Annotated in this window: 13 protein-coding genes; 7 read left to right on the top strand and 6 right to left on the bottom strand. The window is 35.9% G+C overall.

Annotated features, from left to right (window positions below; all coding sequences use genetic code 11):
- Complete coding sequence (locus tag J2Y60_RS09905; protein WP_309917074.1) at positions 1-660, top strand: aspartate/glutamate racemase family protein; 660 nt, start codon at positions 1-3, stop codon at positions 658-660.
- Positions 660-1,940, top strand: coding sequence for a bile acid:sodium symporter family protein (locus tag J2Y60_RS09900; protein WP_309917073.1), 1,281 nt, complete (start codon positions 660-662; stop codon positions 1,938-1,940). The genes J2Y60_RS09905 and J2Y60_RS09900 overlap by 1 nt, the downstream gene beginning before the upstream one ends.
- 47 nt (positions 1,941-1,987) lie before the next feature.
- Here J2Y60_RS09900 and J2Y60_RS09895 read toward each other — a convergent pair whose 3' ends face one another.
- Positions 1,988-3,661, bottom strand: a complete 1,674-nt coding sequence (locus J2Y60_RS09895) for a L,D-transpeptidase family protein (protein ID WP_309917070.1) — start codon at positions 3,659-3,661, stop codon at positions 1,988-1,990.
- Positions 3,662-3,744: 83 nt separating this feature from the next.
- Positions 3,745-4,374, bottom strand: coding sequence for a murein L,D-transpeptidase catalytic domain family protein (locus J2Y60_RS09890; protein WP_309917067.1), 630 nt, complete (start codon positions 4,372-4,374; stop codon positions 3,745-3,747).
- 411 nt (positions 4,375-4,785) lie between these two features.
- Here J2Y60_RS09890 and J2Y60_RS09885 point away from each other — a divergent pair, with 411 nt between their 5' ends.
- The 4 genes from J2Y60_RS09885 to J2Y60_RS09870 all read left to right on the top strand — a co-directional run bounded on the left by J2Y60_RS09885 (position 4,786) and on the right by J2Y60_RS09870 (position 12,041).
- Entirely contained in the window at positions 4,786-6,048 is a 1,263-nt protein-coding gene (locus tag J2Y60_RS09885; protein ID WP_309917064.1) for a YdcF family protein, read from the top strand.
- Between the two features lie 139 nt (positions 6,049-6,187).
- On the top strand, positions 6,188-7,090 hold the full coding sequence (locus tag J2Y60_RS09880; protein WP_309917061.1) for a hypothetical protein: 903 nt from the start codon (positions 6,188-6,190) through the stop codon (positions 7,088-7,090).
- 38 nt (positions 7,091-7,128) lie between these two features.
- A complete protein-coding gene (locus J2Y60_RS09875; RefSeq protein ID WP_309917058.1) occupies positions 7,129-10,449 on the top strand; it encodes a TonB-dependent receptor in 3,321 nt (1,106 codons plus the stop codon).
- A gap of 68 nt (positions 10,450-10,517) precedes the next feature.
- A complete protein-coding gene (locus tag J2Y60_RS09870; RefSeq protein WP_309917054.1) occupies positions 10,518-12,041 on the top strand; it encodes a RagB/SusD family nutrient uptake outer membrane protein in 1,524 nt (507 codons plus the stop codon).
- Between the two features lie 67 nt (positions 12,042-12,108).
- On the opposite strand, the gene J2Y60_RS09865 is transcribed toward J2Y60_RS09870, so the two are convergent.
- The 4 genes from J2Y60_RS09865 to J2Y60_RS09850 form a co-directional block, all read right to left on the bottom strand.
- Positions 12,109-13,527 carry an efflux transporter outer membrane subunit gene (locus J2Y60_RS09865; RefSeq protein WP_309917051.1) on the bottom strand — a complete coding sequence of 473 codons (1,419 nt, stop codon included), beginning with the start codon at positions 13,525-13,527 and terminating at the stop codon, positions 12,109-12,111.
- Positions 13,528-13,534: 7 nt separating this feature from the next.
- Complete coding sequence (locus J2Y60_RS09860) at positions 13,535-16,714, bottom strand: efflux RND transporter permease subunit (RefSeq protein WP_309917048.1); 3,180 nt, start codon at positions 16,712-16,714, stop codon at positions 13,535-13,537.
- 24 nt (positions 16,715-16,738) lie between these two features.
- Entirely contained in the window at positions 16,739-17,869 is a 1,131-nt protein-coding gene (locus tag J2Y60_RS09855; protein WP_309917045.1) for an efflux RND transporter periplasmic adaptor subunit, read from the bottom strand.
- Positions 17,870-18,322: 453 nt separating this feature from the next.
- A complete protein-coding gene (locus tag J2Y60_RS09850; protein ID WP_309917041.1) occupies positions 18,323-18,916 on the bottom strand; it encodes a TetR/AcrR family transcriptional regulator in 594 nt (197 codons plus the stop codon).
- Between the two features lie 283 nt (positions 18,917-19,199).
- Here J2Y60_RS09850 and J2Y60_RS09845 point away from each other — a divergent pair, with 283 nt between their 5' ends.
- Positions 19,200-21,617 (top strand): outer membrane beta-barrel family protein, encoded by a 2,418-nt coding sequence (locus J2Y60_RS09845; protein ID WP_309917039.1) that lies wholly within the window; start codon positions 19,200-19,202, stop codon positions 21,615-21,617.
- Positions 21,618-21,866: the final 249 nt, after the last annotated feature.

The raw sequence follows: 21,866 nt of genomic DNA, 5'->3' as shown, positions 1-21,866 counted from the left end.
ATGCAAGCAAAAACATTAAGTCTTATTCATACTTCGGCAACATTGGTGCCTATTTTCCAACAACTTTGTAATGAATACTTGCCAGGAGTTCAGGTATTTAATATTGTAGATGATAGTTTAATTAAAAATGTGATTAAGCATGGAGAACTCAGACCAGATGTTGCTAGGAGAGTGGTTGACTATGTAGGGTCGGCTGAAGCATCAGGGGCAGATTTTATCATGGTTACTTGTTCTTCCATTGGCTCGGCAGTTGAAGCTTCTGCTGCCTTGACGGGTATTCCAGTATTGAGAGTTGACCAACCAATGGCTGATTTGGCGGTTCAAACTGGAAAGAAAATAGGCGTAATAGCTACCTTACCAACTACATTAGGCCCAACCAGTGATTTAGTAGTGCGTCGTGCACAAAAAGCAGGAAAGGAAATAGAATTAGTTTCAATATTATGTGAAGGAGCTTTTGAAGCATTGATGAGTGGAGATGCAGGAAAGCACGATGAGATTGTTTCGGCAGCCTTGAAAAAGTTAGTTACTCAAGTAGATGTTATTTTGCTGGCGCAGGCTTCTATGGCGAGAGTAGTAGATACGTTAGATGAAGCAGATAAAAAAGTACCCATCTTGGCGAGTCCAATCATTGCTGTTCAACACCTTGCTACTATTCTTTGATGATGAAAAATATCCAGCAATTTCTTTTAGGAATCAGTGCCATTGCTCTGTTGGTTTTGGTATATACGTTTATACAAGAAAATTCAGCTATCAGCAAAGTAGCCCTTGTAGTGGCTGTGCTGAGTTTTACACTAGGAATGGGAAGCATTTCTGCTTTAAAAAGCTACCAGTACACGGCATGGATTATCGTCGCAGTAGTAGCGGGGATGGTTTATCCTGCTGCTTTCACCCACTGGGGAACGATTGATTTAAGAAACAAATGGCTTATACTAATCATTATTCAATTTGTAATGTTCGGTATGGGCATTCAGATGAGTATTCGTGATTTTTCTGGCTTGGCTTCTACTGGCAAAGGTGTAGCGATTGGTTTACTTTGTCATTTTTCAATTATGCCCTTTATGGGTTGGTTACTTACTAAAGTCTTTGATTTTGAACCAGAAATTGCTGCTGGAATTATTTTAATTGGGTCATGTTCAAGCGGGTTAGCCTCTAATGTGATGGTTTATTTAGCCAAAGCAAATTTGGTTTTATCGGTGGTAGTAACAGCAATGGCTACTTTAGCTGCTCCATTTTTGACACCCTTAATCATGAAACTATTAGCGGGTACATTAATAGAAATTCATTTTATCAATATGATGATGGAAATCATCAAAATCGTGATTGTACCGATTAGTGCGGCTTTATTGCATGATTACTTGAAAACAGCTTCACCTCAAGGAAAGAAAAATGTAAATATCCTTGTGGTAATTGCCTCACTTTGGTTAATTGCTTTACCATTTGGTCTTTGGCATTTTTTAGCATCATCACAGCTTTCTCCTGAAATTCTTCAGTCTTTAGAAGTACTAAGTTTCTTATTGGCAGCAATATTAGTCGGAGTGTTGTATCATCAAGCGGTTAATTATTTTCCAAAGCTTGATACCATCATGCCTTATATTTCTATGTTTGGTATTATCTATTTTACTACAGTAACTACGGCAGCAGGGCGAGATAACTTGATGAAAGTAGGAATACTACTTTTTATCAGTTCAGTAATTCATAATGCTTCTGGGTATTTCTTTGGCTATTGGCTGAGTCGTTTGTTTGGCTTAGATAAAAATTCTTCTAGGACAATTGCTTTTGAAGTAGGCTTACAAAATGGTGGAATGGCCTCTGGCTTAGCTGGGGGGATGGGCAAACTCGGAACTGTTGGCTTACCAGCAGCCGTTTTTAGTCCGTGGATGAATATATCAGGCTCAATTTTAGCTAATTACTGGCGAAAGAAAAGTGTTGAGAATGAATAGGTATAAAAAAACAAAATCCCTTAAAATATTTTAAGGGATTTTATTTTCTAACTATCTCCAAAAATTTCTTTTGAAAGCTTAGCATCTAAGCCATATAAATCTTTTCTAAAATTGATTTGTCCAGTATTATCTACCCACGAAGTGAAGTAAACAATATAAACAGGAACCCTCGGGCTGACTTTAATCCCATATTCCTTATCGGTTTTCAATATCTTATCTACTCTCTCTTTATTCCAAGCCTTATCATTTCTTAATAAATAAAGGGCTAATCTATTCGGCTGTGATACACGAATACAACCATGACTAAACGCTCTTTTTGGTTCATTGAATAATCCTTTAGAAGGAGTATCATGCAAATAAATATTAAAATTATTAGGGAATAAAAACTTTATTTTACCAAGGGCATTATCATCTCCAGGTAGTTGTCTGAAATTAAAAGGAACATTTCCTTCATATTTTCGCCAATTAATTGAATTGGGATTAACTACCTTATTGCCAGAAAGTACTTCTATATGATTTCGGGATAAATAAGAAGTACTTTGTTTTAACTTAGGCAAGATTTCATTGCGAACGATGCTAGTCGGCACACCCCAATAAGGATTTAATACAATTTGGGATAAATTACCTTTAAAAATACTAGTTTGACTAGCTGTTTTACCTACTACTACATTCATCTCCCAAACTTGTTTGCCTTTTTCAATGACATGAAGTTTAAATTCTGGGATATTAATTAACAAATTATCACTTTCAATTTCTACTGGAACCCATCTTAGGCGTTCCATATTAATCATGATTTGTCTAATTCTAACATCGACACTTTGGTTGAGTTCCTTAATAGTAGGAAGGTCTACTTTGGCTGTTAGCGGTAATCCCATTCTTTGCTGAAATCTTTTTACAGCATAAGCGAGTGAATCGGTATACAGCATAGTTTTATCATTTGCTCTTAGGTCGCCTGTCAAAAATAAATGCTCTTTGATATTTACGACACAAGAATCGCTATCGCCCACCGCTATTTTCTTTTTGCTAGTAACGACGCTTTTCCAACCACCATTTTTTTGAATTACTCTATATTGTTTAAGCTTATCTTTCAACCGTAAATAATATTGATTCACAGGTTCTTGAATAGTTTCGCCTTTAGCAAGCGAAACCAATGAGTCAAGCAATACTTGATAGTTTTTCTTTTTCCTAGGGATAAACCATTCAAGGTCGTATGGACTTTTATTAATACCACCATAAGCCTTCTCGGCAAACTTGAAAAAAGTTGTCGTCAGTAATAATTCTAATTGTTGGACTTGATTTTTTTGAGCAAGAAATCCTTTCTCATCGGCCTGAAAGGCTAATATAAGCTCTTCCATCTGTCTGTTATCAAGGCTATTATCCGCAAAATCCTTTTGGTAGTTCTGTAATTGATTATAAAAGGTAGAGACTGAATTCGACAAACCGTTATTATTAATCCAAGCGAATTGGTAATTACGTCGTACATAAAATTCATTAATCTCCTCTTTGATGGTATCTGACACAGAAAATGTTTTGAGGAAAGCCGTAATGGAGGCAGAATCTAGTAATAAATCATTATAATTCTGTGACTGATAAATGCTTGAATCTGGTAGAACGCCTCTATTTTTCTTTTTCCTTTTATTACATCCTTCCATTACAACTAGGAATAATAAAGTACCAAACAATACTAAAAATAACAAATATGTGATTTTAGTTTTCTGCATAGGAGTATAAGATTAGAGGTTGATGAATAGTAGATTGCTAACCGCGGTTAAAAATCTACTATTTACAAATATGTACAAACTTGTTAACTATGAATATATAGTAAACTTCCATTTGCCAATACAGGCACCACTTTAGGGATTAAATCGTTCGGCAATGCTGGACAGCCGAAGCTTCGTCCTAGACGACCAAATTGGTGAACAAATGAAGGACTTACATACGATGCTCCGTGAATAATGATTTCTCTTCTGCGAGCATTATCGTTAATTCCTTTTTGTAAACCATGTAATAACAATGCCATACCATGTTTTGGACTCGTAATTTTACTGCCAACCAAATAAAAGCCCAAACTACTTTGATGAGAGTCTATTTTATTTGAAAATAAATGAGCAATGTTATCACCTGATTTTTTCCCATGCGCTACTAAGGAAGAAAAAAGCAATTTCTTTTTTGCTAAGTCAATCACAAAAAAACGTTCCACACTGGATGGTAGAGAAAAATCTACAATGGTAACGATGGGTTTTGAAGGGTGAAAAGTATGAACGCCTTCAACGGATTCTTTAAAAGCATCGTAGCTAACAACACCGTTAAGTTGGCAATCAATATACAGGGTTTGGATTTCATCTACTACTGCGATTGTTTTCGCTTTGTGTGCAGAAGGTGTTGCTAAACAAAGGTTTAACAGAAGAGCAATTACTTGAAAAGTGAATGTCATATTGATAATTTCCTTGAGTTTTGTTTTTATACTAACAGCAAATGCACCGTTAACATTGCAAATTTTCTGAATATTTTGAAAAAAAGTAATTACTAATCACTTGAATACGAAGGATTTGTACATATACATTAATTAGTGCAATTTAATCATAAAATGATTCAAAAATTATATTTTTATTAACAAACAGATATTATTATAATTATTTTCAGGTTAAACAGCCAGTGTACTTTTGCAACATAAAAGTGCTCCAGAAAGATGACATTTTTCAAAACACCTTCCGACGTTAAGCGAACAACGCTTTAAAAGTATGCCTTGCAGAAGACAACTTCATTAATAATACTATTATCCAAAAACTTGAATAAGGGGTCTCTTTTTCGGAAGAAATAACTTATTTATATAAATATCAAATTGATGAAAAAAATATACAGTTTAGTCTTTTGTGGACTATTATTTTGTAGTTTTCATGCATTAAAAGCCCAAAATGCGAAAGCAAATTATACGTTGATGCATGGAAAAAGCTTTGTTCAATCAAAAAATTATTACCTCTTAACGCTTTTCCAAAATCTTCCTGAGGTAAAACAATTACTTAGTAAGGATGCTTCTTTACAGAAAATCACCCAGCAAAAACTAAAAGGTTTGAGTGAGGCTTCTAAGGAATGCCAAAATAAATTCCTTTGCTTAAGCGAAAGTATGAAATTAAGTGAAGCTGATATTCAGGAAGTTAGTCGTCGTTTAGGCGAATTGTATAATGATAATAATGCTTTGGGGAAGTTGGTGTTCAATCATTTAATTCCTTCGGGGGCTTATATTTTATCACAAAAACTTTCTGCTAAAGAACAACTTATTAAGGCGTGGGAGCAAGATGCACATGGAATCAATTTTGCAATTGGTGTTTACATAGAAGGACAAAAAGCAAATTATCCAGCGATTGATTCCATCAGTTTTAAGGTTAGTAATAAAAATTATTCCCAATTAGTTGGAGATTTGCACACAACTGTTCAAGAAGAAAGTAAAAAAGTAACTTTGTTTTTCGAGCCTTCTTTAACGTCCGCTTTACTTGCCTTAGAAATCAATGAACGTGAACAAGTGGCGGATTATGAACCGATGGCTTCTACCGTAAACAAATTAGCATTCGAGCGTATCAAGACTATCAACTGGAAAGCCTACAAATATGCTGTAATTCTAGTACCTGGTGCTGGTCCCGACGAGCCAAAGGTAGCCTTAAGTGCTGAGGGAATGTTGCGTTGTAGAGTAGCCGCTTTACGCTATTTTGAAGGGTTAGCACCCTTAGTTGTTGTTTCGGGGGGTAACGTTCATCCTTATAAAACTCCTTATAATGAGGCCATCGAAATGAGAAAGTTTATGGTTGAGAAACTTCATGTACCAGCCAATGCCGTGATTGTAGAACCCCATGCACGCCACACTACCACCAATATGCGTAATACAGCTCGTTTGATTTTCCGTTATGGCATTCCTTTCGATAAAGCTTGTATTACCTCTACTTCAAAATCACAAAGTATGTATATCCAAGAATTGAATTTGGATAAACGTTGCGAAAAAGAATTGAATCATGTGCCTTATCGTAAAGGCAAACGTTTGTCAGAAACGGAAGCCGAATTTTACCCGCTTATCGAAGCCTTGCAAATTAATCCCTTAGAACCGCTTGACCCATAGAATTTAGGTGTGAGTTAGTGAGATTGAGTGAGTTGTGTATTATTACGTTGATGTAAAGAAGATATTCTTTATAAAACCCACTCGCTCAATCACTAACTCACACATTCACAATTCACTAACTCACAATTACTATCTCATCATGAAAAGGAAAAGAACAATCATCGAAATGAGTGGACTCATCCTCTCAGGTATTTTGAGTTTTTGCTTTTTATCGCAAAAAACGTTGCCTAAAGATATTCAGCTAACACTCCAAAAAGAGTTTACTACAGATTCATTGGGTGCTGGACAAGGTATCAGCATACAAAATGAGAAAACATTTATTTATGGCGACCGTGAAGTAGGGATGATTCGTGAATATATCTTGAAAGATGATTCGCTTGCTTACACGGGCAAAGAAATAAAATTAAGCTTAGAAGGGAAGGACGTTATCAATCATCCTACGGGCATTGCTTTTCACAAAGACCAGCCCACTTTTATTGGTAATAGCATTCGGCTGAATCCAGAAGGGACGCTCTGGAAGGCTGTGATTTATTTAGTGGATTGGGAAGGCTTGCAAAAAACAAAAACATTGGATGGTAATCTATTAAATACTATCGACGACGATGCTTGTATTCAAGGAACTCGACCAGAATATGTGCAATACAAAAATAAATGGTTTGTAGCTACAGCCGATTATGGTAACAAAAAAAATGAAGTACGTTTATACAATCCGTTAGCGCTAAAAACTGCTAAAAAGACTTCGGAAGAAGGTGTCCTTTATAAGAAATTTACTTGTAGCCCTTTTGTACAAAACCTATTGTGGGTACCCGAAAAAAAGGTGTTAGTATTAATTCAAAATCAAATAGAAGGTCGTCGCTGGCGATTTACTTTCTTGGATTTTGAAAAATCTTTAGAAAGTGGTCACGAAGTAGTATTAAAAGTAATAGATGTAGATAAAGCGGATGAGTTAGAAGGCTTCTCGTTGACTAAAAATCTCCAAAAAGGCATAGCTGTTACTTCTTCTCGCAAAGCAAATGTGCATCTAACAAGTTTAAAATGGTAAGAATATAATCCTAGTTTCCAATTAATAATCAATTAAAAATGCAAAAACAACTACAAAAGCAGATGTGGCTAAGAGTCCTGCTGTTAATTGTAATGGCTGGTTCTCAAGTAATTGGGGCGGTAAAAGCAAATGCTTTTACCCAGCAAAAACAAATGGCGGTGCCTGTAACAGGTACCGTGACGAATGAAATAGGGCAAGCGATGCCAGGCGTAAACGTTTTTGATAAAACGGCAAAAAAAGGAACAGTTACAGATGCTAATGGTAAATATTCAATTACAGCGAACGAAGGAACAACATTGGTATTCTCTTTTGTAGGCTACGAATCAAAAGAAATACTTGTTGGAAAATCGGCTGTAATCAATGTTAAGTTGACCGAGAATTCACAAGAGTTACAAGAAGTGGTAGCCATTGGTTATTCAACAGTGCGTAAAGGTGATGTAACAGGAGCGATTTCAAGTGTAAAAGCTAAAGAATTAAACCTTAGTACGCCAACAGTAGGTCAGGCTTTAGTAGGGAAAGTAGCAGGGGTACAGGTATCACAAGTAAGTGGTGCACCGTATGTAAGTACTAAAATTCGTGTTCGTGGTGTAGGGTCAATCAATGCGAGTTCAGACCCACTTTATGTGGTAGATGGCTATCCTGTAGGAAATGATTTATTCATTAATCCAAACGATATCGAATCAATCGACATTTTAAAAGATGCTGCTTCAGCTGCGATTTATGGTTCAAGAGCCTCAGGCGGTGTAGTGTTGATTACTACTAAAAGAGGAAAAGAAGGAACTGGACAGTTTCAGTATGATGTACAATATGGTCTGAATCAGTTAAGTAAAAAAGTAGATTTGCTAAACTCTGAACAATTTGCCCAATTATTAATTGATGGTCATAATAATACTTATCGTGATTTAATCGTGAATTCTGGTAGAGTATGGTCAGATGCGATGTTCTCTGATGATAACGCTACCAGAGTTGCTAAAGTAGGAAATGCTTCTTCGGTAAGTATTCCTGAGGAATTCTACAATTTTGGTACTCAGACATTGATTAAACCAAAGATTGATACTGACTGGCAAAATGAGCTTTATCAGACATCGCTAGCACAACGTCATAATTTATCATTTTCAGGCGGAAATAGCTCAACTCGTTATGCTATCAGTGGTGGTTATCTAAACCAGCCAGGTATTATTAAAAGTACCAAGCAGGAACGTATTAATTTCCGTGCAAATATTGACGGTCAGGTAAGCAAAAAACTAAGAGTGGCTGGGAATTTAGCGGTTACTACCAATGAAAACCGTGAAGTACAAGAAGGACGTTTCAACCAAGGGCCAATTCTTGGGGCTTTAATTTATATGCCGTTTTTTGCTGCATATAATGAAGACGGAAGCTTAAAGAAAAACGAGGCGGCTGCTAAATCTGCATTGTATGCTTATCAATCGGTAGAAAACCCTGTAGCATTGGCAACCGAAACCCATATTTCTCGTAAAGGTGTTCGTGGTACTTTTAGTGGAAATGCTACGTATGAAATTGTACCAAGCTTATTTGCTAAAGTAAATGTAGGCTTACAGACATATAATGAAAAATATGAATTCTATTTGCCGACCTCTTTGAGTAATGGTGCTAATCCTCCAGGTTCTGCACAATCTATTGCTGCTGCTAATGCAGTTGCTCAGACTAGATCTGAAATGGATAAATTGGCAGAGTTTACTTTGAATTATAATGGTAAATTCGGAAATCATACTATTAATGCTTTGGCTGGTTATACTGCCCAAGAGCTTGATATTGATGTGATTAGCGTAACTGCTAAAGGTTTCCAAAACGATAGAATTGAGGAAATTACTGGAAAAGGAGCTGATGCTACTTTGTTTACCTTAAATAGTAACACGGGTAAATCGACAGCTACTTTACTTTCATATTTAGCACGTGTGGCTTATAATTATAAAGATAGATATTTCTTAACGGCATCTTTTAGACGTGATGCTTCTTCTCGTTTTGGTCCTTTGAATCGTTGGGGTAATTTCCCTTCTGTTTCTGCTAGCTGGAATCTTTCTCAAGAACCTTTCTATGCGGATAGATTCGGAGAACAAACATCAATAAAAGTACGAGCAAGCTGGGGGTTAAGTGGTAATAATAATATTGGTAATTATAACTATTTACAAACGATGTCTAGCCCCACAGGAGTCGTTTTTGGCAATGGAACAATTCAGTCTGCTGTTTATGCAAATACCATTCGTGACCAACGCTTAGGATGGGAATCTACTTCTCAGTTCAACTTTGGTACAGACATCGGTTTATTCAATAATCGTATTTTTGTAATGGCTAACTATTATATCAGTCAGTCATCCGATTTATTGTTTAATCAGCCCGTTTCTGCTATTTCTGGTGCTGCAACGATGTTAACAAATCTAAGAAACTCCAAAGTACAGAATAAAGGGTTAGACTTGCAGATTGACACACGTATCATACAGAAAAGTGATTTAAGAGTTAATTTAAGCGGTAATATCTCAATTAATCGTAATGAGGTATTAGACCTTGGTGGTGCTAACACGATTATTACTAATGGTGCTGAGCGTTCGTATTTAACACATATTACACAGCAAGGCCAGCCAATCGGTATGTTCTATGGTTTTAAGGTAAAAGGAATGGTTCGTCAGTCGGATATGGATAATTTAGCGGCTGATAACTTAGTGTATAATACGGCTACGCAGTCTTTCCCAGCAGGGTATAAAATCAAAGGACCTGCTCGCTCAACCGCATCCAGCAATACTTTAAAGCCAGGGGATATTTATTTTGAAGATGTTAATGGTGACGGAGTAGTAAACGATTTAGATAAAACGGTTATTGGTACACCTTACGCCAAATTTACTTATGGGTTTGCGTTATCAGCAACCTATAAAAACTTTGATTTAAGCTCATCTTTCAATGGGTCTTATGGTAACCAAGTATTGGACGGTCAAGATTACTATGTTTATAACATGGAAGGTTCTGGTAATCAATATGCTTCAGTAGCAAATCGTTATCGTTCAGAAACAGAACCTGGAGATGGTTCGGTATATCGTGCTTCTCGTGGTGGTACACAAAGTAATAGTACTCGTCTTTCAAGTTTCTATTTACAAGATGGTTCTTTCTTACGTTGTACTAATCTTACGCTTGGTTTTACTGTACCAACACAATGGTTAGGAAAACAAAAATCGGTATCAAATGCAAGAATTTATATAGGAATTGATAACGCTTTTACCATCACAAAGTACAAAGGCTATAACCCAGAAGTTGATTATAACGACGGAGCGAACCTTACACCTGGTGTTGATTACGGAAAATATCCTTTGATGAGAGCTTATAATATTGGTGCAAAATTGACATTCTAAATTGATTTTCAAGGAAAGTAATCTCTTGTGATGCTTTCTCGAAAATCACCTTAACGATATTCATAACAATGATAAAGAAACTAATAGTATTACTTGTAATGGCGACAGCCCTTACAAGTTGTAGTGATGATTTTGTCCTACAAACAGACCCTAACTCTGTAGCTGCTTCTGATTATTTTCGTACAGAAAATGATGTGCTTCTAGCAGTCAATGGTGTGTACCAATCGCTTCGTAGCTCAAATAATATTGGCGAGAACAGCGGACTTTATACAGATGAGCGTTCGGATGATGCTGGTAGAAATGATAACCAGTCGAATGCAGGAGAGCCTTTTCAGTTCAATGATTTTTCTATTTTGCCAAGTAACACCTATTTAAAAAGCCACTGGCTGTCGTTATATCAAACAATTGCCCGTTGTAATCAAGTTACTTCAAACATTGATAAAGTAACATTTACCACTGTTGCCAATAAAGATATTTACAATGCAGAAGTAAAGTTTGTTCGTGCGATGATTTACTTTCATTTAGTAAGGAAATGGGGTGATGTTCCTTTGGTTACTAAACAACTAAATTCTGATGAGATTGTTACTAATACTTTCCGTGAGAAAAAAGAAAAAGTATATGAACAAATCATTGCAGATTTGAAAGAGGCTGTAGCAAGTGGATTGCCTAATCAACAGCCACTTACAGGTAAAGGAAGAGTGTCAAAAGCAGCAGCGAACGCTTTATTGGGACAGGTGTACTTAACAATGGCTACTACTTTAGACCAAGCTAACCGTGCTAGTAATTTAGCGAATGCAAAAACGTATTTAATGGCAGCTTATAACATGAGAGCCTTTACGGATTTAAAGGAAATACCTTATGTAGATGTTTTTGATGTAAATAAAAAATCAACTAATCCAGAAATCATTTTCCAGATTGTTAATAAACAAGGCGATATAACGTATTCATCTTCAATTGCTGCTAACAATCAAGCAAAAGGGGAAACAATTAATTCGTTGAAACCAAGTAGCGGCGTAGGTGGAAATGTAAAACTTGATTTAGTAAAAGAATACGAAACGAACGATTTACGTAAGGATTTTTCTATCAAATATGCTAATGATGCTACTGTAAAAGATTGGTATATCACTAAATTCAGAGATGCTAGTGCGGCAGCTACGGCCAACGGTTATGGCGGAAACGACTGGCCAATTATCAGATATGCAGATGTAATACTGATGTTGGCTGAAGTAAATATGTATTTGGGTGATGAAACGAGTGCCATTCAATACTTAAATCAAGTCCGTGAAAGAGCTAAAATGCCAACGTATGAAGTAATGAAAAATGATGCTGATTACGCTAAGAGATACCCAACTTTAAAATTGGCTATTCTTCATGAACGTAGAGTTGAATTAGCATTTGAACATCACCGTTGGTTTGATTTACTTCGTTTCTTTACAGCGACAGAGTTGGTATCATATATCCAAAGTAAACCACAAGCAGATTATGGAACGGCTAAAGTGTCTAACTTTGGTTTGAAGGATTATTTATTCCCAATTCCTGCAGACGAATACAAATTAAATCCAGTGAAAATGTATCAAAATACTGGTTATTAATTAATAACAAAACAGCTCAGCTATAGGGCTGAGCTGTTTTGTTTAAATACAAATCCTGCAATACTACTTATTTCCAACCACCACCTAACGACCGATATAAATCTACATCTGCTTCTAGTCTGGCTTTTTTCAAGGAAACCAATTCTAACTCACTTTGTAATAAATTACTTTGAGCGGTAATTACTTCTAAATAATTAGCCATGCCACTCTTAAATAACATATCTGCATTCCCGATGGCTTCTTGTAAGGTTTTTACTCTTAAAGAAAGCTTCGTGTTTTGCTCTTCTATTTTTTGTATTTTAATCAAAGCATCTGAAACTTCTTCAGTGGCAACTAAAACGGATTGACGGAAACCAATCACTGCTTTTTCTCGTTGAACTTTCGCAATCTCATACTGTGTACTAAGTCTTTTGCCATTTAATAAAGGTTGAGTAATTCCTCCTGCAACCACTCCGAATAATGAAGTAGGAAGAGAAAACCAATTACTTGCTTCAAAAGCATTTAAGCCACCAGTTGCGGTAATTGTCAATGAGGGATATAGACTTGCTTTGGTAATGCCAACTTTTGCATTTGCTTCTTGCAATAGCAATTCCGCATTTTTTACATCGGGTCTTCTTCCAACTAAAGCAGACGGTACACCTACCGAAAGTTGATTTTGAGATTCAATGGCACTCAACATCACTTTGCGTTCAACTGCTTTTGGAAAACCTCCCGTTAATACACTCAACGCATTTTCTTGAATAACGATATTTTGTTCCAACAAAGGAATCAATTGTGCAGCCACTAGTCTTTGTGCTTCTGCTTGTTGTTTGGCCAATAGTGAAACGTGACCCGATTCAAACTGAAGATTAATCATAAAAAGAGTTTTATCATTTAATTCCAGATTTTTTCTAGCGATTTCCACTTGTGCATCCAACATCAATAAAGTGTAAAATCCTTTTGAAACAGCCGCTACAATGGTTGTTTGCAAAGCCTTTTTAGCTTCCTCCGACTGAGCATATTGTGCGAGGGTAGTTTTCGTTTGATTACGAATTTTGCCCCAGATGTCTGCCTCCCAAGATAAACTTGCTGCCGCAGTAAAGTCTTCAATATGTTCCTTTTTCAAAAACTGATTCAAACTAATTCCATTCAAACTGTTGTTGGAAGGATTGGTAGAATTTGAAGTAATCTGAAGATTCAAATTAGGAATATTATTAAACTTAGATTGCCTTAGTTGCAACTGTGCAATTTCAATGTTTTTTTGAGCAACCAGCAAGTCATTATTACGATGAATGGCACTATCAATTAGTTTTTGTAAGGTAGTTTCTGTAAAAAACGTTTTCCAGTTTAAATCTGCTACGCTAGTAGTACTATCTGAAATATTTACATCTCTGAAAGTAACAGGAATAGCGTCTTCGGGAATTTTAACGTCTTTTGAAACTTTACAAGAAATAATGCTTATCGATAATAATAACATTATCGACAAGGTTTTTATATGATTTTTCATTGTATGCTTAATTATAAGTAGCGACTAAATCTTCATGAATGATAGAATTAATCTCTGGTTTTTTTCTAGAAATTTTTTCGTGTAAGTATTGAAAAATTACAAATAACACTGGAATAATAAACAAGCCTAAGACTACGCCAGAGACCATTCCGCCTGCTGCTCCAATACTGATAGAGTGGTTACCTTGAGCCGAAGGTCCTTTGGCATCCATCATCGGAATTAAGCCTACTACAAAAGCTAATGAGGTCATAATAATAGGTCTTAAACGTAGTTTTGCAGCTTCTATTGATGCTGCGACGAGCTTCTTGCCTGCTTTTCTGCGTTGTAAGGCGAACTCTATAATCAGAATAGCATTTTTAGCCAATAGTCCAATCAACATAACCAAGGCTACTTGTACATAAATATTATTTTCTATTCCTTTCAAACCAATCGCAACAAATACTCCGAATATCCCCGTAGGTATTGATAGAATAACGGCAAAAGGTAAGATGTAACTCTCGTATTGAGCAGCCAGTAAGAAATAGATGAATAATAATGATAGCATAAAAATGACGGTAGATTGCCCACCCGAAGAAATCTCTTCTTTGGTCATACCAGAAAACTCAAAAGAATATCCTGTTGGTAAGTGTTGCTTTGCTACTTCCTCTACTGCCAGAATCGCATCTCCAGAACTATACCCCGGCTTAGCAATGGCATTTACACCAATAGAATTGAAGAGGTTATAACGAGAAGCTGTTTCAGGGCCATAAACTCGTTTTAATTTTACTAAAGTATTGATAGGAACCATGTTGCCTAATCTATTCTTTACAAAAATGCCGTCCATTGAAGAGAGTTCAGTACGAGCATTCTTTTCTGCCTGAACCATTACTCGGTAGTATTTCCCAAATCTGTTAAAGTCGGATGCCTGAGCACTACCAAAATAGGCTTGCATTGTTTGAAGAATATCTTTTACGTTTACGCCCAGTTGCTCGGCTTTTACATCATCCACTTCCATATCGTATTGTGGATAGTCTGCTTTAAAGGCAGTAAACGCAAATGCGATTTCTGGTCGTTTCATCAATTCACCAAGGAATTTATTGCCGACCTCACTAAATTTAACTAGACTACCACCAGTTTTATCTTGTAGGACTAAGTCTAGTCCATCGACATTACTAAAACCTGGAACAGTTGGGAAAGTAAAGACAAAGAAATTCGCTCCTTTGATACCGCCAAGCTTTTGTCTTACTTCATTCATAATTGCATTAATGTCTGTTACGGCTCCTCTTTCTTTAGCGGGTTTCAACAACACGAAAGCAACACCCGACGAAGGGCTTGAAGATTGAGTGAGGATATTGAAGCCCGATAGACCCATCAAAGTTTTTTTAGATTCCATACTGCCTAATACTGTTTCAGCTTGATGAATTACATTCGTAGTTCTTTCTAACGATGCACCAGCAGGCATTGAAAGGGATATAGCAATAAAACCTTGGTCTTCAGAAGGAATAAAGCCTGTTGGAGTTCTTTTTACCATAAAGATGGTCACTGCGATAACCACTACCAGTCCACCAATACTTAACCATTTATTTCTTACCAAAAAATATAGACTTCTTACATAATTATTAGTAAGCTTATCGAACCCTTTGTTAAAGCCAATAAAAAACTTCTCTTTAAAACTAGGTTTTTCTTGACTGCCCGTATGGTGTGAATGATTGGCTTTTAAAAATAAGGCTGCTAACGCTGGACTCAACGTTAAGGCATTGATAGCTGAAATAACAATGGCAATGGCCAAGGTAAAAGCGAACTGACGATAGAAAACGCCTGTTGAGCCACTCATAAAACCAACAGGTAAAAATACGGCCGACATTACTAAAGTAATTGAAATAATTGCTCCCGTAATTTCACTCATCGCCGACGTTGTAGCTGCTTTCGGAGGAAGTAGTCGATGTTCCATTTTTGCATGAACAGCTTCTACTACTACAATGGCATCATCCACCACAATACCAATGGCTAATACCAAAGCAAATAGAGTAAGTAGATTAATCGAGAATCCAAAAAGGGACATAAAGAAGAATGTTCCTAAAATAGCCACTGGCACTGCGATAGCAGGAATAAGTGTTGACCGAAAATCCTGTAAGAAAATAAACACTACAATGAACACTAAGATAAATGCCTCTATTAACGTAGTGATTACCTGATGGATAGATTGGTCAAGCGAATCCTTGGTATTATATAAAATAAGGTACTTTACACCTTTTGGGAAATCTTTAGAAGCCTTTTCCATTAGTTTAGCAATGGCTATCTGGATTTCGTTGGCATTAGAACCCGCCAATTGCATCGATGCAATGTTGATACCCTGTTTGCCATTTACTCTTGTAAAGTTTCCATACGTATAGGCTCCAAATTCAATCTTCGCAACATCTTTTAAACGTAATACCGAACCATCTGCATTAGAGCGAATTACGATGTTTTCATATTCAGCAGGTTTATTGAGTTTACCCTTGTATTTGATTACGTATTCAAAAGACTCTTTGCTACTTTCTCCAAATTTTCCTGGAGCAGCCTCTAGGTTTTTGTCTTGAATAGCTGCCATTACTTCTTTTGGTGTAAGGTTATAGCTAGTCATTTGAGCAGGATTGAGCCACACACGCATTGAATAGTCTTTATTCCCTCCAAATATCATCGATTGCCCTACCCCAGGAATCCTTTTGATTTCTGGAATGATGTTAATCTGAGCATAGTTGGCTAGAAAAGTCTGGTCATACGTTTTTTCATCTTCAGAATACATATCAACTACCATCATCAAACTATTTTGTTGTTTGGCAGTAGTAATACCCGCTTGGACAACTTCAGCAGGTAACTGACTAGTAGCTTGTGCTACGCGGTTTTGTACGTTTACGGCTGCTTGGTCAGGATTAGTACCTAATTTAAAGAATACTGTGATGACTAATGAACCATCATTACTGGCGGTCGAACTCATGTAACTCATGTTTTCTACCCCATTGATTGATTCTTCAAGGGAAGGAGCTACCGAACGCAATACTGTTTCGGCATTTGCACCCGGATACATTGCCATTACCTGTACCGCTGGTGGAGCAATATCAGGGAATTGTTGTAATGGTAATTTGGCAAGGCCTAAAACACCTAGGATTACCAATAGGATGGATATGACAGTAGCCAACACAGGCCTGTCTATAAATTTCTTAAACATAATGGATATTGAATAACTTGTGAATTAGTTTTTTGCAACTTCTTTATCAGTATTTTCAGGCGCGATGATGGTGCCTTCTTGCAAATTTTCGAAACCTTTGAATACGATTCTATTCCCGTCTTTTATACCATCTTTCACTAAATAATTGGTGCCACTTTTTCCAGCAATAGTGATGGGCTGTTTGGTTACTTTATTGCTTTTATCAACCGTAAAAACAAATATTTTATCCTGAATTTCGATGGTAGCCTCTTGTGGAATCAACAAGGCATTTTCATGCTGAACACTTAAATTTACTTTGCCTGTATTACCCGAACGAAGTAATCCTTTAGCATTTGGGAAGGTAGCACGCAAGGTAATAGCTCCAGTGTTTTTATCAAATTGTCCGTCTACCATATCGATTTTTCCTTTTTCTGAATACAGGGAATTGTCTGGCAATATCAACGAAACTGGTGGTAAGTTTTTGATTTTATCACTGATTGAAAAACCCTCATATTGTGATTTAAAGGCAATAAAATCACTTTCACCCAATGAGAAATACACGTGAACTTCATGAACATCAGAAAGTTGGGTCAGGGCTTCAATATCAGCAGGTGATACTAAACTACCTTGTTTTTTAGGAAGCCTTCCGATAAAACCACTTACTGGAGCTTTAATCAACGTATAACCTAAATTGATTTCAGCAGTATTAACCATTGCTTTGGCTTGAGCAATATTCGCTAAGGCTGTTTTATAATTAGCCTGTGCCGTTTTTAATTGATATTCAGAAACAACTTTGTTTTGTACCAATGGAGTTAATTTATCTACTTCCAGTTGAGCATTGTTTGCGGCCGACTCGGCGGCATGAAGACTAGCAATGGCACTATTTAGTTGGGCACGGAAAGGTAAATCATTGATTTTGAAAAGTGATTGACCTTTGCTTACGTATACGCCTTCATCGACAAATACTCTTTCTAAATTTCCACTTATTTGTGGACGAATCTCAACATTTACTGCTCCTTGTATGGAAGCTGGATATTCAGAACTGGTTAGTGCTGATGTGCTGTTAATGTTGATAACAGGTAATGAAGGAGCGGTAACGGTCTGGGCTATAGGTTTCTTTTCTGAACAAGCAGATAATGTATAAAGGATTAATACACTTAAGAATATATTCTTCATGACTAATTTGATTTGTTAAAACTTGATTGACTTAATGGAATGTTTAAAACTATGTTATAATTGATTGTTTGCAGTGCATTTGCCTTGAAATACATTACTGCTGTGTTTAGGGAGTTTATTCATAAGGATTATTTAGTTTAAAATTTGAGGGTATTTAATGTTAATTAACTATTTAACACTGTTAAGTGGTTGTTCAAAAAAACTTTAGTGTTAAAAGAACTACAAATTGCGTTTACTTGACGCTTAATTATAGTAAGTAAATTATTTAACAGTGTTAGATTATAGTGCAAAAAAATATTGCTCCTTATTATATAAAATCAATATTCAATATTTTTAGTTCATTAATGAGAATAAATTATTTAACGGCGTTAAATAAAAATACTCTTTTAGATAATAAATGTCTTTTATTGAGCTCTTTTATGCTGTATTTTTTCCTAAAATTTCTATAAGAAATTAATTTAAAGATCTTGTGATACCTGTAATTGCGTCTTTCAATATCTGAAGATTAATGTCATTTGGCAAACCATTACCTACGAGATTAATTGAAATTAACCCATGAACTACTGAGTAATAAGTATAATATTTCTGACAAATAATATCCTCACTTGGATTTTTATCGCCCATCACTTCAATAATTGTTTCGGTAAATAGGTCATAAGGAGTTTGTACCTCTGGAAAAGCTACCATGTGGCAAGTTGTCATTTCAACGCCAAACATTAGCTGATACATTTCTTTATTTTCAAAAGCAAACTTCCAGTAAGCCAACCACATAGCCTCTAATTGTTCAGCTGGATTACCTTTACTTTTCTTTGCTTGAATCAAGTCTTTATTCAATACTAAGTAACCTTTCTTCGTTAATTCTTGAAGTATTGCTTCTTTATTAGCAAAGTATTCATAAATAATGGGCGCGGTATATTCAATAGCATCGGCAATTTTTCGTAAACTTAGCCCCTGCCATCCTTCTTCCTTCACTATCTTGCATGCTGCATCTAATATATTATTTCGGGTCTCTTCCTTCAACCTTAATATTCTGTCCTTACTTGCCATTTTAATAAAATAAACTATTTAACACTGTTAGATAATATTAAACTACAATATGTTTAGAGCAATAAATAAAATCAGATTTTATACAGTATGATTTATAAACTAACAAAATCTGGAAAAAGTTTATAAAGATAGCAAAATAACCAAACTTAGGGGAGAACTAAATATTTGTTACCTACAATTACCACCACAGAAGTCTCAATACTTTTCTAAATTGCTCTTGATTACGATACAGTAAATAATACCTACCTCATCCTTTTATCAAATGAATGATTAATTATCCAATATGCTATATTTTACAAAAACTCAAAAACATCTCTTCTTTCTAATACTCCTTACTTTATTACCTTTTTTAGGAATAGCACAAGGTATTATTAAAGGGCAAGTAAAAGATGCCCAAACGGCTACTCCATTAAGTTTTTCAACAATAAGAATTTATAATGATGCTGACCAAAAGTTAGTTGGGGGCAATATTGCTAGTGATGCTGGCGAATTTTCGATTGCCAATCCTTATGGTACATACTATGCCTTGGTAGAATTTATTGGATATAAAGCATTTAAGTCGCCCGTTTTTACCATATCTAAAGACAAGAAAACGATAGATTTAGGCTTAATACTGTTGACTTCGTCAAGCAGTACTTTAGATGAAGTAGTAGTACAAGCTGAAAAAAGTACGATGGAATTGACTTTGGATAAAAAGATATTTAATGTGGGCAAAGATTTATCTAATGCTGGTGGTTCGGCTTCTGATATTCTCAGCAATATTCCTTCTATTTCTGTTGATGCGGAAGGGGGTGTAAAATTACGTGGAAGTGATAACGTCAGGATTTTAATTGATGGCAAACCGTCGGGTTTAGTAAGTTTTAAAGGTGGAGCAGGGTTACAGCAATTGCAAGGAAGTTTGATAGAAAGAGTTGAAATTATTACCAATCCTTCGGCACGTTATGAAGCAGAAGGTATGTCGGGTATTATTAATATCATTCTGAAAAAAGAGCAAAAGCAAGGTTTTAATGGCTCGTTTGAATTAATATCTGGAACACCAGCCAACTATGGAGTTTCAGCCAATGTGAATTACCGTCATAGAAAGGTGAATTTCTTTATCAATTATGGGATTTCGTATCGTGATTTAAGAGGGAATGGGAAATTATTTCAAAACGTTTTTTCTAATGATACTACTTTCACGCTCAATCAAACCAACAGCGGAAGTGTAAAAGGATTGAACAATAACATAAAAGGAGGATTAGATTTTTTCTTGACTGATAAAGATATTTTTACGGCTTCGTATTTATTCAGAAGAAGTGATGTGAGACGTATCACAGATTTTCGTTATGATGATTCAAATAATAGAACGGAAGCATTACACACTATTACGTATCGCCAACAAGACGAAACCGAAACGGAACCTAATTCAGAATACTCGATAACCTATAAGAAGAATTTTGATAAAAAAGGACAAGAGTTAGTCGCCGATGTGCGCTATTTGGATTATTGGGAGCGTTCTGACCAAACATTTACGCAAAATGGTTTTTGGGTAGATGGCAAACCGAATCCAGCGAATACCAAACTACAAAAAGCACTTAATGATGAGGCAGAAAAACAAATATTATTACAAGTTGACTATATCCAACCGATTAGTAAGGAAGGCAAAATTGAGACTGGTTTAAGAACAAGTTTCAGAAACATGACTAATGATTATAATGTGACGCAACAAAATGCTTCGGGTGCGTTTGTCTCACTACCTGGGCTTACCAACAATTTTGTATATGATGAGAATATTTCGGCTGCTTATGGCATCATTGGCAATAAAGGGAAACTCTTTTCATATCAAGTAGGGCTACGTGCAGAACTGACCAACGTAACGACTACGCTAAAACAAACAAATGAAGTAAACCCACGAAAATATGCTAATTTGTTTCCAAGCACACATTTTACTGTAAATCTCCCCAATGAAAATGCCTTACAAATTTCATATTCAAGAAGAGTTCGACGACCAACGTATAATGATTTAAGTCCTTTCGTTACTTTCTCTGACCAAAGAAATTATTTCAGTGGAAATCCTAATTTGAACCCTGAGTTTACTAATGCCTTTGAGTTAGGACATGTGAAATATTTTGAAAAAGGGTCACTTTCTTCATCGGTTTATTATCGACAAACTGATGGCAAAATAGAATCCATCCGTTCGGTAAACAGCGCGGGTATTTCTACAACTTTACCCTTGAATTTAGTTGGACAAAACTCTTTTGGTGCTGAATTCGCTACGACCTATTCTCCTGAAAAATGGTGGAAACTAGATTTGAGTTGGAGTTTTTTTAGAGCTATTACTGATGGTTCAAATGTTTCAGCTACTTATAAAAGTGATACCTATAGTTGGTTTGCCCGACAAACTTCTAAATTCAATTTACCTCGTGGCATAGATTTACAAGTACGTGCCAATTATGAAGCACCGCAACAATTACCGCAGGGTAGGAGGGGCTATCTGTTTTATACCGACTTGGCTGTGAATAAAGATGTATTAAAAGGTAAAGGAACATTAACCTTGAATATTCTGGACGTTTTCAATAGTCGACGAATTAGAACAGTTATAGAAGGCGTTAATTTTTATTCAAACAGAGATTTTTTACCTCGACAAAGACAAATCAATTTGACGTTGAGTTACCGACTAAACCAAGCTAAATCTGCTTCAAAACCTAAAATAGAAGAATAATTTAAGAGAGTTTTTGATTTTTTACCCGCAGATTTACGGAGATTTTTTCCGCAGATTTTCGCAGATATTATTCTCTGCGAAAATCTGCGGAAAAAATCTCCGTAAATCTGCGGGTAAAATTGTAGAGAAATACATATTTACATAGTTGTCATTGGCATTAGTAAATGATTATGATTTCTATTCATATTAGATAATCAGAATTTATCACTCAGCATTCAAAACTCAAAACTCCTCACTCAAAAAAACTTT

It is taken from the genome of Arcicella sp. BE140 (assembly GCF_031456255.1).
In the GTDB taxonomy this organism is placed as follows: Bacteria; Bacteroidota; Bacteroidia; order Cytophagales; family Spirosomataceae; genus Arcicella; species Arcicella aquatica.
The sequence above is the reverse complement of the archived record's forward strand: the minus strand, read 5'-3'. Positions and strand labels throughout refer to the sequence as shown.

Excerpts from the sequence above, each read along its gene's own strand:
- J2Y60_RS09890 (WP_309917067.1), bottom strand. The coding sequence starts at position 4,374 with ATGACATTCACTTTTCAAGTAATTGCTCTTCTGTTAAACCTTTGTTTA.
- J2Y60_RS09860 (WP_309917048.1), bottom strand. The coding sequence starts at position 16,714 with ATGTTTAAGAAATTTATAGACAGGCCTGTGTTGGCTACTGTCATATCC.
- J2Y60_RS09855 (WP_309917045.1), bottom strand. The coding sequence starts at position 17,869 with ATGAAGAATATATTCTTAAGTGTATTAATCCTTTATACATTATCTGCT.
- J2Y60_RS09845 (WP_309917039.1), top strand. The coding sequence starts at position 19,200 with ATGCTATATTTTACAAAAACTCAAAAACATCTCTTCTTTCTAATACTC.
- J2Y60_RS09905 (WP_309917074.1), top strand. The coding sequence starts at position 1 with ATGCAAGCAAAAACATTAAGTCTTATTCATACTTCGGCAACATTGGTG.
- J2Y60_RS09885 (WP_309917064.1), top strand. The coding sequence starts at position 4,786 with ATGAAAAAAATATACAGTTTAGTCTTTTGTGGACTATTATTTTGTAGT.
- J2Y60_RS09900 (WP_309917073.1), top strand. The coding sequence starts at position 660 with ATGATGAAAAATATCCAGCAATTTCTTTTAGGAATCAGTGCCATTGCT.
- J2Y60_RS09870 (WP_309917054.1), top strand. The coding sequence starts at position 10,518 with ATGATAAAGAAACTAATAGTATTACTTGTAATGGCGACAGCCCTTACA.
- J2Y60_RS09865 (WP_309917051.1), bottom strand. The coding sequence starts at position 13,527 with ATGAAAAATCATATAAAAACCTTGTCGATAATGTTATTATTATCGATA.
- J2Y60_RS09880 (WP_309917061.1), top strand. The coding sequence starts at position 6,188 with ATGAAAAGGAAAAGAACAATCATCGAAATGAGTGGACTCATCCTCTCA.
- J2Y60_RS09895 (WP_309917070.1), bottom strand. The coding sequence starts at position 3,661 with ATGCAGAAAACTAAAATCACATATTTGTTATTTTTAGTATTGTTTGGT.
- J2Y60_RS09850 (WP_309917041.1), bottom strand. The coding sequence starts at position 18,916 with ATGGCAAGTAAGGACAGAATATTAAGGTTGAAGGAAGAGACCCGAAAT.
- J2Y60_RS09875 (WP_309917058.1), top strand. The coding sequence starts at position 7,129 with ATGCAAAAACAACTACAAAAGCAGATGTGGCTAAGAGTCCTGCTGTTA.